This is a genomic window from Desulfonatronovibrio magnus (assembly GCF_000934755.1).
Lineage (GTDB): Bacteria > Desulfobacterota > Desulfovibrionia > Desulfovibrionales > Desulfonatronovibrionaceae > Desulfonatronovibrio > Desulfonatronovibrio magnus.
Genome location: NZ_KN882185.1, coordinates 1 through 13,516, shown reverse-complemented (window position 1 = coordinate 13,516; position 13,516 = coordinate 1). Strand labels below are relative to the sequence as shown.

Annotated in this window: 11 protein-coding genes and 1 pseudogene; 1 reads left to right on the top strand and 11 read right to left on the bottom strand. The window is 47.9% G+C overall.

Annotated elements, in window-relative coordinates:
- Positions 1–21 precede the first annotated feature (21 nt).
- From LZ23_RS20295 to LZ23_RS20245, 11 genes and pseudogenes are all read right to left on the bottom strand, one after another.
- On the bottom strand, positions 22–510 hold the full coding sequence (locus LZ23_RS20295; protein ID WP_045217178.1) for a chemotaxis protein CheD: 489 nt from the start codon (positions 508–510) through the stop codon (positions 22–24).
- 6 nt (positions 511–516) lie between these two features.
- Complete coding sequence (locus tag LZ23_RS20290; RefSeq protein ID WP_045217176.1) at positions 517–1,569, bottom strand: protein-glutamate methylesterase/protein-glutamine glutaminase; 1,053 nt, start codon at positions 1,567–1,569, stop codon at positions 517–519.
- The gene (locus LZ23_RS20285; RefSeq protein ID WP_198146061.1) at positions 1,566–2,456 is read right to left on the bottom strand and encodes a CheR family methyltransferase; all 891 of its coding nucleotides are present in this window, start codon (positions 2,454–2,456) and stop codon (positions 1,566–1,568) included. The genes LZ23_RS20290 and LZ23_RS20285 overlap by 4 nt, the downstream gene beginning before the upstream one ends.
- The gene (locus LZ23_RS20280) at positions 2,456–2,983 is read right to left on the bottom strand and encodes a chemotaxis protein CheD (protein WP_045217174.1); all 528 of its coding nucleotides are present in this window, start codon (positions 2,981–2,983) and stop codon (positions 2,456–2,458) included. The genes LZ23_RS20285 and LZ23_RS20280 overlap by 1 nt, the downstream gene beginning before the upstream one ends.
- A gap of 104 nt (positions 2,984–3,087) precedes the next feature.
- On the bottom strand, positions 3,088–3,594 hold the full coding sequence (locus LZ23_RS20275) for a chemotaxis protein CheW (protein ID WP_045217173.1): 507 nt from the start codon (positions 3,592–3,594) through the stop codon (positions 3,088–3,090).
- A gap of 285 nt (positions 3,595–3,879) precedes the next feature.
- Complete coding sequence (locus LZ23_RS23005; protein ID WP_052507561.1) at positions 3,880–6,051, bottom strand: methyl-accepting chemotaxis protein; 2,172 nt, start codon at positions 6,049–6,051, stop codon at positions 3,880–3,882.
- Positions 6,052–6,151: 100 nt separating this feature from the next.
- On the bottom strand, positions 6,152–8,359 hold the full coding sequence (locus LZ23_RS20265; protein WP_045217171.1) for a chemotaxis protein CheA: 2,208 nt from the start codon (positions 8,357–8,359) through the stop codon (positions 6,152–6,154).
- Positions 8,352–8,582: an ATP-binding protein gene (locus LZ23_RS20260; protein ID WP_045217170.1), complete on the bottom strand. Its 231-nt coding sequence runs from the start codon at positions 8,580–8,582 to the stop codon at positions 8,352–8,354. Before LZ23_RS20260 ends, LZ23_RS20265 begins: the two co-directional genes overlap by 8 nt.
- Positions 8,583–8,591: 9 nt before the next feature.
- Positions 8,592–9,530: a methyl-accepting chemotaxis protein gene (locus LZ23_RS20255; protein WP_084591161.1), complete on the bottom strand. Its 939-nt coding sequence runs from the start codon at positions 9,528–9,530 to the stop codon at positions 8,592–8,594.
- A 261-nt stretch (positions 9,531–9,791) separates the two neighbouring features.
- The gene (locus LZ23_RS22995; RefSeq protein WP_052507558.1) at positions 9,792–12,536 is read right to left on the bottom strand and encodes a PAS domain-containing hybrid sensor histidine kinase/response regulator; all 2,745 of its coding nucleotides are present in this window, start codon (positions 12,534–12,536) and stop codon (positions 9,792–9,794) included.
- Positions 12,537–12,641: 105 nt separating this feature from the next.
- Positions 12,642–13,190: pseudogene (locus LZ23_RS20245) on the bottom strand (methyl-accepting chemotaxis protein); the annotation flags it as partial.
- A 144-nt stretch (positions 13,191–13,334) separates the two neighbouring features.
- On the opposite strand from LZ23_RS20245, the gene LZ23_RS24840 reads away from it, so the two are divergent.
- Positions 13,335–13,516: transposase (locus tag LZ23_RS24840; protein WP_045217086.1), on the top strand; the 182-nt coding region annotated here is incomplete at its 3' end.

Here is a 13,516-nt window from a genome sequence, read left to right as displayed (position 1 = left end):
CAAAAGTGGTATAATTATTTGTTATAAGTTCCAATCTGGTAGACCAGGTGATGAAATTACAACACGTCCTGTGCATACATCAACTTTAACAGTCCTGCTGATGCGCTCTCCAACATTACTGGCGGCTATGCGCATGTCCATACTCTTGAGAATCCTGGTAATTGCAGTTATATTGCGCTGCCCCACATTGAAAACATTATTTGGATCTGAAACACTGGCTCCGCCGGCCAGTTTAAAGAAATACTTTGCAGTGTTACCGTTGGCCCCAAGTTTACGCATATACTTGAGCAGAGCCGGCAAGCCTGTATCAGCAAAATGTCCGGGACTGACCCTGGCTTTTTCCGGATTAATGGATGAACTTGGCAGGGCAATATGAACCAGACCGACAAAACGTGCCTCAGGATCAAAAGCAATAGCTGCCACGCAAGATCCAAGGGCATAGGTAGTAATTCTTTTTGCGGGTCTGGTTGCTGCACCCATTTGACCAATACCAACAATTATATTATCCATGGAATGTTATGACTCCATTGCATATAATGCTTCGGAAATAGTGTCCGCGATGCGATCCAGTGGCACGAGGCGCTCTGCCCCTCCCCTTGCATAGGCCTCCCTGGGCATACCAAAAACCACGCTGCTGGCTTCGTCCTGGGCATAGCATCTGGCCCCGGCCTCGCTCATTCGAAGCATGGCATCAGCTCCATCAGAACCCATGCCAGTAAGCATTACGCCTACAGCATTGTTTCCAACATGTTCGGCCACTGATTCAAACAAGGCTTCCACAGATGGACAATGGCCATTGATTAGCATACCTTTCTGGACTCGGGCCAGGTAGATGCCTCCGGAGCGTTGAACCCGCATATGCATTCCACCGGGTGCCACCAGAATCCGTCCGGGTCTTATTCTGTCCTTATCATCTGCTTCCTTGACATCCATGGCGCTCAAGACATTCAGACGTTCAGCAAATCTTCTGGTGAATCCTGCGGGCATATGCTGAACTATAACCACGCCTGGAAAGCTTGCTGGAAAACGGGTAACCACTTCGCGAATAGCTTCAGTTCCGCCAGTGGAAGCTCCTATAGCCACAATTTTATCTGTTGACTCGGCCAGACTGCGGGCAGCAATACGCTGTCCAGGCCGGTCTGCTGAACGTTTCGATCGTACCACTTTGGCCCTTGATGCCGTGTACACCTTGGTACGCAATTCATCCATCATTGCATTAAGGCCGCGAGCCACATCCGCCTTGGGCTTGGAAACAAAGTCCACAGCTCCGGCTTCTAAAGCGTCCAGAGTGATCTGCTTGCCTTTTTCAGTAAGGGCACTGACCATTACTACCGGCAAAGGATACTGAGGCATTAGCCGGCGCAGGAACTCTACCCCGTCCATCCTGGGCATTTCCACATCAAGTGTCAGCACGTCGGGGCGCAAATGCACGATCTTGTCCCGAGCCTGATATGGGTCTCCAGCAACCCCCACAACCTCGATGCGCGGGTCCGCGTCCAGTCCCTGGCGCAGTATTTCCCTGACCAAAGCTGAATCGTCCACTACGAGCACCCGAATTTTTTTCATCATGTGTGCGTCCTTTGATAAACAGCAGGCTTTATGTAAATAAAATCTTTGCGAGCCCGGCTGATGCTCTCGGAATGACCAATAAACAAATACCCGCCCGGGATTAAAGACCGTGCCATTCTGGTTACCAGTGCATCTCTTGTGGGCTGATCAAAATAAATCATCACATTTCTACAAAAGATCAAATCAAAGGGGCGACGAAAAGGAAAGTGCTGGTTCATCAAATTGAAACGCCTGAAAGTGATTTCTCTTCTGATGTCAGGGCGAACAGTCCAGTCCCCACCTGCCTCCCTCTGAAAGTACTTTCTAAGCTGGGGCGATGAGACACCCTTAATCCGTTCCTGGGAGTACTGTCCAGCTATTGCCTTTTCAAGAGCTCTGGCCGATATATCCGTGGCCAGGAGTCCCGCATCCCAGCAGTCATATTCTGATCCAAAATAGTCCAGCATGGTCATGATGATGGAATAAGGTTCCTCGCCACTTGATGCTGCAGCGCACCAAAATCTCAAATCCTTGTGTCCTGTTTTATCTCCCCTGGCTTTAAGCTCAGGGAGAATTGTCTCGCGCATAAAATTAAAGTGCTCGGGTTCGCGGAAGAAAAAGGTGTGGTTTGTGGAAATACGGTTTGCCAAGGCATCAAGAAACTGGCCACTGGTATCCTTTTCCAGAAGCCGGCAATAGGAACTGAAATCCGGCAGATCCATTTCCCTCAGAAGTCCCTGCAGCCTTCCGGTCACCAGGGAACGCTTTTGTTCCGTCAATTGAATACCAAAGCATTTCCGGACCAGGTCGCTAATGATCCGAAAATCATGGTCGGACAGACGGGTGCATGGAAATCCTGTTCCCAAAGCCATTTGCCCAGTATCGACTTTTCTCGTATCACACTTCATTATACTGATCTCTCCTGTTCCTGAATAAGCTTGAAGTCTGGGTACCAGTCAGTTTCTCTGACCTTTTCCACCCTGGCTACCACGGTCTCACCTGTGGCCGAATGAAATAATATTTTTCGAGCCATAGTTCCGCCTACATCCTTTCCTGTCAAAGCAATCCCCAGCCTGTCCAGCACCTCCTCACCAACCTGCACGTTTTCCTGACCCAACCCGGGGACGTACCGTCCAGCCCCTGGATTTTCAGCGCCACCGAAAATGTAAGCTGTCAGATTCCCGGCTTCACATCCTGCTGCAAACAGCATTTTTGCCATAACTACAATGGCCGGAGCAGCGAATACAGTGGTTGAAAGACCATCCTGTCGTATGGGACGAATATAATGGCCCATGCCACCACACCTGCGACCAGCGTCATAAAGAGTCACCACAACCCCGGAAGCAGCTACAGCTGCCAGCCGTGTTGGCTCAGCAGGCACACTTACGTATCCAGGATGGAGATAATAATCACTGGTTTGAATGCTTTCACTCATTTCTAAGACTCCTTGCGCCGATCACGAGTCTTAACTGCATAGGCGGACAATTTGGATCTAAGCGCTTCTTGGAATTTCAAACTGTCATTCTGCTGATTGTAACATCAGGCTTCATGGTTCTGCAGGGCCGCAATCTCATCATCTCGCAATAACTTGCCAACATCCAAAAGAATGTTAACATCCTCACCCACTTTTCCCATGCCCAATATATAACGAGTCTTTTCGGACTGGCTTAACAGTGGAGGGGGTGACACATTCTCCGGCAAAATTTCCCGAACTTCCTGCACAGTATCCACGATCAAACCTACCACGCTACTGTTGATATCCACTACAATGACACAGGTTCGCTCATCATATTCACGAGCCGGCATATTGAAGCGTAACCGGACGTCCATAACTGGAATTACCTGTCCGCGAAGATTGATCACTCCCTTAACAAATTCAGGCATGTCAGGAACTTCGGTTATTTTTTGCACCACCACGATTTCGGTCACATAGCAGATCTCGATACCATAATCCTCGTCACCGAGACAAAATGTCAGGTAGCGGCTGGACAGGGTATCCTCATGCTCACCGTATACCTCGTCTTCCATCAAGTCAGTCTTATTCATAGTGCACTCCATTTTAGTAATAACTTACCGTTTCAACCCGGTAGAAAAAAACAAGCAATTTATTTAATCTTGTCAGTCTTCAGCCTTAAGCCTTAAGCCTCCCGCCTTCAGTCTTCAGTCTTCAGTCTTCAGCCTTCAGCCTTCAGCCTGAAAAGTAAAGTTATCGCCTAAACTTAACGCTTCATGTTTAAATTGGGTTGTGGGCACAGCCCGCATTAGTTTGTATTTCCCATGCTGCTGCGCGGGAACTTAAGGACCAGGGGCGAACATCCAGGGTCGCCCTGATTAATATTTCCCAAACTCCCTGTCATCTAATGGGATTTCCTGGCTTGGATTCACCACGCGCTGTCGATCCACCGGCTGGCCCTGTACTCCAGCCCATTGTCTATGAGCTGGAAAACTCATGCCTTGCCTGGCCTGACCATTTACGACCGATTGTTCCCTGGCGCTGGTTTGCTCATGGTTATTTTTGAGTCTATACCAGGCCAGCATTTCCTGAAGCTCCCTGGTCTGGCCTGACAATTCCTCTGCTGCAGATGCTGTTTGCTCTGCATGGGCCGTGTTTTTCTGAGTAACATCGTCGATCTGCTCAAGCCCCTGCCCCACCTCCATCACACCACGAGCCTGTTCAGTACTTGCTGCAGCTATTTCGGCCACAAGATCAGAAGCCTTGGTAATCCCTTTCGCTATCTCACTAAGCGCCTCAGCAGTCTGATTAGCAATGGCCGCTCCATGCTCCACCTTGATGTTGGACGATTCAATCAGTTCTTCAGTCTCTTTAGCCGCTCTGGCGCTGCGAGCCGCGAGAGAACGAACTTCTTCAGCCACCACCGCAAATCCCTTACCGTGCCTTCCGGCCCGGGCAGCCTCCACAGCTGCATTGAGAGCAAGCAGGTTGGTCTGAAAGGCAATCTCATCGATGGTCTTGATAATCTTGGCGATCTGCTGACTGGAAGCCTTGATCTCACCCATTGCCTCAACCATCTCATCCATTCGTTGGCTGCCCTTTTCCACAGCATCTCGGGCTTCAGCCGCAAGGCAGTTGGCTTGCTGTGCATTATCAGCATTCAGTTTGGCCTGGGACCCAATTTGATTCATGGACGAAGAAATTTGTTCCAGACTGGCTGCAGACTCTGTAGCCCCCTGCGACAAAGACTGGCTGGCATCTGATATCTGTACAGCCCCGGAGCCAACCTGCATAGATGCTTCAGTAACTTTGGACAGAGATTCATTCATACGCTCAACCATTTCCCGAAGGGCCTTACCCAGGGCATCTTGATCAGAAAGAACCTTCACAGAACCTGTTAAATCACCCTGAACAATCTGCTCAGCCAGGCGTTTTTTATCCTGTAAACTCGCAATCATTCGGTTCAGCTCATGGCCGGTTCTGGCAATATCGTCCTTGCCGCTAACTTTCATACTAAGATTTAAATCGCCTGCAGCCATTTGCCCGCAGATCTCGCGCATCCTGTAGAGGGAAGAACTAAATCCACGCAGCACCAGTAAACCCAAAACAATTGAAGCAAGAACTGCCAGACCGAGCATACCCATAGTCATTGTCATGCCACGGGCACTTTCAGCAATAAATCCCTGGGCACGAACAGCAATCGCATCCTGTTCCAGTGTAATAATCTGTCCGATGGCGTCCACATACCGGGTCACCAGGTCAAAGGTCTGGAGTCCATTTAGTTCGAAAACCTCTTTTCCACCGATCAAGTCTTCTGTCATAGTGCTGATCTCTATCCAGGTAGGACTTTGCCGAACTGTCTCCAAAGCAATGACCGCCTCTCCACCCAAAGCCAGTGCCGGGCTGTTCAGGTTAGCCTCCACTCCAGCCAGCAAACGGGCCAAAAGCAGCAACCGACCCTGATCCAGAGCGTCCGGCGCAGCCACACTGCGACTGAGGTTTGCCCGCAACAAACCAGCGTTTTCACGACCTTCTTCCAGCAAAATCAATCCGCTCATTCTTTTACCAAGTCCTCGAGCCGTTCTGGCGTCTGCTGTTTCACCGGCCAGGCTCAGGGCATCCCTGATAATCCTGGTATAAGCGGCAAGCACAACTGAAGCCTCATGGCCGGCATCAAATCCCTGCCGGGCATTGCGCAAATCAGAAACAAGACTGTTGGCCGACTCAACTGGATCAGAAGCAATCCTGGCCGAGCTTGCCTGTTTTATGAATATATTAGCTGCTGAATCGGTTTGGTCTCGCCTGCTTAAAACTATTCCTCGCTCAGCTCCGCCTGACAGGGCCAGACCCGAAATTCCCCGCTCAATCTGCAGTTCACGAACAAAATCTGAAGTTACATTTAAAAATTTGATATTAGCATCCATCTCTTGCAAGACTGCCCTTTCACGCAAGTTGCCAGACAATGATTGCCATGACTGAATAGCAAAAAAAAGAACCGGCAAAAAAATAGCAAGAGCAAGTTTAATTCTATAGTCAACCTGTAACCCCATATCATGTTCTCCTTTGCTCATAAAAAAATCGTGTTTAAAGCGATATCTGCCAGTAAACTCCGCACCTGTCTATGCACTCAAAACAGGTTGTGGCTGCACCTCATTCACCTCGTTCTTCCACCAGACCGGCCACGTCCAGAATCAGACTGACCTGACCGTCTCCAAGGATGGTACAACCAGATATGCCAGGAGAGTGTTCGAGATAGTCTGAAAGACCCTTGATCACAGTTTCCTGACGGCCCAGAATCTCGTCCACAAACAAAGCAATGATCCGCCTGTCGCATTCCACAAGGATCAGTATGCCCTTGTGGATCTCTGTGTTGTCCGGGTTCATGTTAAAACGTCGGTGCAAACGCAGTATTGGGTGGAATTCGTCTCGGATACGGACTGCTTCCTGACCGTCAGGTGTAACATTTATCCAGGAAGGTTCAGGCCTGAAAGATTCTTTAATTGTCAGCAGTGGAATGGTGTACCTGGCTTCTCCTACTCTGACCACCATTCCCTCGATAATAGCCAGAGTAAGGGGAATACGCAGGATAAACGTACTTCCCTGACCAGGCCTGCTGCGAATATCAATTCGGCCTTTTAGCTTTTCAATATTTTTCTTAACCACATCCATGCCCACCCCACGCCCGGAAACATCAGTGACTTTTTCTGCTGTGGAAAAACCTGGTTCAAAGATCAGCCGAAAAACCTGCTCATCCTTCCATTCATGGGTGTCTTCACCCACGAGAGAATTTTCCCGGGCCTTGTCAAGGATGCGCTCCCGGTTTAAACCACGACCGTCATCGCTGATCAGGATCCATACCTCGCCGCCCTCGTGACGACCCTCAATGGTGATGCTTGCCTGCTCATCCTTGCCGGCCCGGCAACGCTCCTCCGGGGTCTCGATTCCATGGTCTGCAGCATTGCGTATGATGTGCACCAGGGGATCGCCTATCTGTTCGATAACGGTCTTGTCCACCTCTGTACCCTCACCCACGAGCTTCAGTTCAATCTGTTTGCCGGACTTGCCGGCCAGGTCGTGAACCAGACGGATCATCTTGCGAAATGTTCCAGCTAAGGGAATCATACGGGCAGACATGACCACGTCCTGCAGATCACGGGAGACTCGACGCAGCATATGCGTAGCCCGTTCAAGGCCCTCACATTCAATACCAGCTACATGAGGATGACGGGTTACCATTGATTCAGCGATAACCAGTTCACCCACCAGATTGATCAGAGCATCCAGTTTATGGATATCTACCCTGATATCCTGGCGGACTTTTACCGGTTGTAATGGAGTGGAAGATTTTGGCGCAGGTTTTTCCGGAGTAAAAGCAGGCCGTTCAGGAGATGGCATGTCTGACTGCAATGCAGGTGAACCATTATCAGAACTAACTGGCAAAATATCATCCAGCAATTCCAAGTACAGGTCCAAGCCTTTGATTTCCCCTGTTGCACCTGAAGAAATTGATGAATTAGCTTCTCGCAAAACATCAATCAGCTTGAGCAGCACTCCGATTCCTTCATCCCCAACTTGCCTTTGACCATTGCGCATCAAGTCCAGAGCTGTCTCCATTCTATGGGCCAGACGCTCCATATGCGGGAACCCCATGAATCCACTGTTGCCCTTTATACTGTGCAAAGCTCGGAAAGCAGACCCGAGATCGTCTGAGACATCCTGATCCTTATTAATTTGTGCATTGAGCATGGCTGTTTCAGCCTGATCAATCAATTCTTCACATTCCTGTGAATAAGACTTGCGCATAGCGGATGTAATTTTGACCTCAGGCAAGTCTTTCTCTATAGAAACCTGACCTGGGTAATTTATATTTACTCCATCTGCATGATCTTCTTCCGTGGCAGATTCTTTCTTCTCACCATTATCCTGTTGGATATGATTAGTTTCTGAAACTGATTTCATCCCTGAAATCATATCCTGTAATTGCTTTATTATAGCATGTGTTTCATCTTCCCGGCCTGAATCCGATCCTTGCAGAGCAATGTTCTCAAGCAGAGATCGGATAAAATCAATGCTGAGGCAAAGACCTGTTACATGTTCATTTTGCAGTGCTTTTCCGCTTTTTCTAAATAAATCCAACAGCGTTTCAGCTTCATGGGTTACACCACTTATATTTGTCAGCCCTAAAAATCTGGCGCTTCCTTTCATGGAGTGAAAAAGCCTGAATACAGCATTAAGTGTCTCTTGATTTATTGCACAGGAATCGCCATCCTGGATCAATTCAATGAGCTTGGGTTCCACTTCGTCCAAAAGGTCACATGTTTCTGAGGTAAAACTGTCAATCAGATCTTGTTCAACCATTTTTTACTCCTTTAGTCTTGGACAGCATGAATGGAAGGGTCACATGCACTGCTGTCCCTTCGCCCTCAGTACTTTCCACTGAGATATTCCCGCCCAGCTGATCCACCAGCTTCTTAACAACGGCCAAGCCCAGACCCGCTCCCTGGTATTTGCGGGTGTAGGACCCTTCCACCTGGACAAAGGGCGCGAACAGGCTTGAAAGCTTGTCTTCCGGAATGCCCACGCCCGCCGCTCAGAATTTCCCGAATTCCTTGTCATCCAGCGCTATTTCCCGGCTTGGGTCCACGACTTCGCGGCGGTCCGCTTTCGGCTGCGAAACTCCGCCCCATTCATGGCGGACCGGAAACCTGGCAGCCGAAGTGGTGGTGTTGTGAGCTTGGCCGGTTGCCTGCTGTCCTTCGTCCTTCAGCCGGAACCGGGCCAGCATTTCTTGCAGATCTCTGGCCTGAGCTGACAGCTCCTCGGCTGCGGAAGCAGTTTCTTCTGCATGGGCCGTGTTCTTTTGGGTCACGTCGTCGATCTGCTCCAGTCCCTGGCTCACCTCGGACACGCCCCGGGCCTGTTCCGTGCTGGCCGCAGCAATTTCAGCCACCAGATCCGCAGCCTTGGTGATCCCGGAAGCTATTTCGCTCAATGCCTCGGCGGTCTGATTGGCAATGTCCGCACCGTTTTCCACCTTTTCATTGGAAGACTCAATCAACTCCTCAGTTTCCTTGGCTGCTCTGGCGCTGCGGGCAGCCAGGGAACCGACCTCCTCTGCCACTACAGCAAATCCCTTACCGTGCTGCCCGGCCCGGGCAGCCTCAACTGCTGCGTTAAGAGCCAAAAGATTAGTTTGAAAAGCTATTTCATCAATGGTCTTAATAATCTTGGCTATCTGCTGGCTGGAAGCCTTGATTTCTCCCATAGCCGCAACCATCTCACCCATTCGTTGCCCACCCTTGTCAACTGCTGACCTTGCTTCGGCCGCAAGCTGACTGGCCTGCTGAGCATTGTCGGCATTCAATTTGGCCTGGGATCCAATTTCAGTCATGCTCGAAGAAATCTGCTCCAGGCTGGCCGCGGACTCGGTGGCCCCCTGGGACAGGGACTGGCTGGCGTCAGAAATTTGGACCGACCCTGCTCCCACCTGGTGCGAGGCCAGACTCACTGCTCCAAGTGCCTGGTTCATCTGTTCAACCAGAGAGCGTGTTGTTTTGAAATTTGATAAATTCAGCTTTAGCCTTGATCACAGGGGCACGGTCTTATTCAAATATTGCATTGCAGCTTTTAGGAGTCTTTTGATTGGAAGCTGAAAGCTGAAAGCTGAAGGATTAAGGATTAAGGATTAAGGATGAAGGATGAAGGATGACAAGATTCAATAAATTGCTTGTTTTTTTCTACCGGATTGAAACGGTAAGTTACTGAACAATGGAGGGAAACATCATTGATTCTAAAGGTTACCTGAAGATTTAGCATTGTTGCTTAAAGAAAAAAGTCGATTAAACACCCTCTGAAAGTCCTCCCTATTAACAGGTTTGCCGATGTACTCATCCATTCCGGCCTCCAGGAACTTTTCCCTGTCGCCTGGCTGGGTATGAGCAGTTACTGCTATGATGGGAATATCTTTCTTTGCCCCTATGGTAGTTGACTCCCGGATTACCCGTGTTGCTTCAACTCCGGTCATGACCGGCATCTGAATGTCCATAAGGATGCAGTCGAATTCTTTTTCCTGTATCATGTCCACTGCCTCCTTACCATTTTCGGCAAGAGTCACTTTTTGTCCGTCTTTCTCCAGCATTCTTTTGATGAGCATCTGGTTGATGGGATCATCTTCAGCCAGAAGAATATTCAAGCTGCCTGTTTTTCCGGCTGGCTGAACTTTTGCATGAACATCCACAGAAGGTGCATTTTCAGGTATTTTGAAGGGCAGAACCACATGCATGGTGGTTCCTCGACCTGGCTCGCTTTCCACAGAAATATTGCCGCCCATCATGTTGACCAGCCGTCGAACTATGACCAGGCCAAGACCTGCACCCTGATACTGTCTGGTCATGGATCCATCCGCCTGGGTAAAAGGATGAAACAGCTTGTCTAACTTATCTTCAGGGATGCCTGTACCGGTATCAGTAATGGAAAATAAAATACGCTTATGGCCATTTTGCTGTAATACTGGAGATATATTCAGACTGACACTGCCATTCTCAGTAAATTTTACAGCATTGCCCACAAGGTTAAAAAGCACCTGCTGCACTCTGGTGTCGTCGCCTATAATTTTTGCCGGAAGGGAAGAGTCAAGAGAACAGTCAAATTCAATTCCTTTTTCTCGGGCAGGAATGGCATAGAGATCATTTAATGAATCACAAATATTTTTAAAGCTGAACTCTTTTTCCCGGATGATCATTTTTCCAGCATCAAGACTGGAAAGGTCCAGAATATCTGACAACAGCTGGGTCAGTCTTTCGGCTGAAACATTTCCCAGGTTGACCAGTTTCTCCTGTTCCTGACTCAGGCCTGTTGATAATAATAACTGCATCGTTCCCATTATTCCGTTCAGGGGAGTTCTAATCTCATGGCTCATGTTTGCCAGGAATTCGCTCTTGGCCAGGTTGGCAGCTTCGGCCTCTTTCTTGGCATTTATTAGATCATGCTCTTGTAATTTTCTTTCAGTTATATCCCTGCAAATTACATATGCACCTAAGTAGTTCTTGTTGGAATCATAATTAAACCTGGCATTATCTTCTCGCCAAATATAGTGACCTTTTTTATGCTTTATTCGAAAAGAATAAAGCAGTTCCTGTTTTTTTTCTGAAATTGCCTTGTAAATTTCTGGAAATATATGCCTATCCTCAGGATGAATAGACTCATAAATATCTTCTGTTTTTAGAGCAAGGATCTCATCAGAGTTGTAACCTAACTGCTTTAAATAGGCAGGTGAAGCATAACCGATTTGATAATCAGAATTAAAAAGAACAATTCCATCTGATGTATTTTCCCCAATTAGTCGGTATTTTCTTTCACTTTCTTCGGCCTGCTCTTTAGCTTGAATCAAGGCTTTTTGTGCCTGTTTGAATTCAGTAATGTCAGATGATATGATCCCAATGGCAAAAGTTTTGGCTTTTGAATCTGCAATAGGGAATTTTTTGGTCAAAAAAGTGCGCTTTACACCACCTGGAAAAATGACGGGTTCCTCTCGGGTAATAATTTCTCCACGCTTCAGCTGCATAGCCTTTAAATCGTCCTGTCTATAAGAATTGACTGGTTCAGAGTCTGAAGAAACACGAAAAATCTCTGCATCATTCTTACCAATCATTTCTGATACTGAATGCCGACCAGCAGCACGTACAAAGGCCATATTTGTCGCAATAACTCTGCAATCCAAGTCCTTGACTACAATAATGTCATTGTTATTTTCAACAAATGCCGCCAGAGCTATTTTTTCCTGTTCAGCCATCTTACGCTTATGGATGTCTGTGTGTGCACCAATCACACGCAATACCTTGCCCTGAGAGTCACGCTCCAAAGCCCGCCCGCGGGTGTATATCCATTGATAATCCCCTTTTTTGTTTTTAAGACGAAATTCAAGTTCGTAGGAAGACTTACGGCCATTGAGGTAGTCTTCAAAGGCCTGCTGAAATCTCATTTCATCATCAGGGTGAATGTTGTCAGCACAGAAACAACCGTAATTATTTATTTCATTTTGTTCATAACCAAGCATTTCAGAAAAGCGTTCCGAGCATTGAAATTCGCCGCTGTCCAGATTGTAGTCCCAAATGCCATCATTGGTAGCCTCTAATATATTTTGGAGATGCTCTTCTGCAGTCTTTCGAGCAGTGATATCCTGATAAAAACCCTGATATGCAATCACATTGTTCTCATGATCTCGTATTGCACGAGCATTTGCTAAAACCCAGAAAAATTGTCCGTTACGACGGCGAAAGCGGTATTCACGGTTAACCAGTTTACCTTTTTTCTCCATGCGTCTCATGTAGTCTTTCCTGTCAGATGGATTAGCATAGACTTGACTGGCGATATCAGTGATCGACTCAATCAGTTTTTCTGGGGAATCATATCCGAGCATCTGAGCCATAGCCTTATTGGCTGATAAAAATCGGTCTTCCGGAGTGGACGTGAAGATGCCGATGGGCGCATCCATCAGGATGTCATGTGGGTCGAAAAAACTGTTTGGATCAGACATAATAAAACCTCAAACTGTTCCCAGGCTGGAATCTGGGAGCAGTGGACAAGTTACAAAAAGTGTATCATTTCTCTGAGAGTAAGGTTCAACCTGTAGACCAATTCATCAGGCCTGTTTTAAATTTTCTATCAATTTCTGAAGTTCGCTTGCCTGGCTCGCCAGTTCACCAATAGCCTGGGCTGACTGATCCATGACATCAGCGGTTTCACTTGCTATGCGATTAATATCATCTATGCTTCTATTTACCTCTTCGCTCGCTGATGACTGTTCTTCCGTTGCCGTAGCAATTGAACTGACCTGTTCAGCGACTTCCCGGGCAAGCTGGACAATATTTTTCAGGGACTCACCGGATTTGTTTACCATTGCAGTAGCTTCTTCTACAGCGGTTACAGCTCTGTCCATGCCTTCAATATTAGTCTTTGCACCTTCTTGAATAGTTTGTATGGCTGTCCCTACTTCTTTGGTGGCATTCATGGTCTTTTCAGCTAGTTTTCGAACCTCGTCTGCAACTACGGCAAAACCCCTTCCGGCATCACCGGCTCTCGCTGCCTCAATGGCTGCATTTAAAGCCAAAAGATTGGTCTGATCTGCTATGTCTTCAATAACGTTCATTATTCTGCCAATCTGTTCGGCCTGGGTTCCCAGATTGTCAAGACTGTCCCCCATGTGTCAGGATAGATGTCGCCTTGGATGAATTTTGAGGGAGGGCCAAGAGGAGGCCCCCCGGGGGGCCTCCTCTTGGAGCCAAATATCTCTTTCATCCTATTTTTAATATCACAAGGGGCAGGAGTTATTTCAATGTCTTACTCTTTGCATTTTAAGGAAAATGTAGTCAAAATGGTACTTACAGGTTCTAATTCTCAAGCTCAGGTCGCCAAAGATATGGGAGTACCTGCGTCTACCATGCGATACTGGCTTAAAACAATCCAGCACCCAGGAAGTACCACGATGGCTAAACATGAAAAACGTCCCCAGGATTG

Bases quoted from the DNA above. Each gene is read 5' to 3' on its own strand.
- LZ23_RS20295 (WP_045217178.1), bottom strand. From the start codon at position 510: ATGGATAATATAATTGTTGGTATTGGTCAAATGGGTGCAGCAACCAGA.
- LZ23_RS20290 (WP_045217176.1), bottom strand. From the start codon at position 1,569: ATGATGAAAAAAATTCGGGTGCTCGTAGTGGACGATTCAGCTTTGGTC.
- LZ23_RS20285 (WP_198146061.1), bottom strand. From the start codon at position 2,456: ATGAAGTGTGATACGAGAAAAGTCGATACTGGGCAAATGGCTTTGGGA.
- LZ23_RS20280 (WP_045217174.1), bottom strand. From the start codon at position 2,983: ATGAGTGAAAGCATTCAAACCAGTGATTATTATCTCCATCCTGGATAC.
- LZ23_RS20275 (WP_045217173.1), bottom strand. From the start codon at position 3,594: ATGAATAAGACTGACTTGATGGAAGACGAGGTATACGGTGAGCATGAG.
- LZ23_RS23005 (WP_052507561.1), bottom strand. From the start codon at position 6,051: ATGGGGTTACAGGTTGACTATAGAATTAAACTTGCTCTTGCTATTTTT.
- LZ23_RS20265 (WP_045217171.1), bottom strand. From the start codon at position 8,359: ATGGTTGAACAAGATCTGATTGACAGTTTTACCTCAGAAACATGTGAC.
- LZ23_RS20255 (WP_084591161.1), bottom strand. From the start codon at position 9,530: ATGAACCAGGCACTTGGAGCAGTGAGTCTGGCCTCGCACCAGGTGGGA.
- LZ23_RS22995 (WP_052507558.1), bottom strand. From the start codon at position 12,536: ATGTCTGATCCAAACAGTTTTTTCGACCCACATGACATCCTGATGGAT.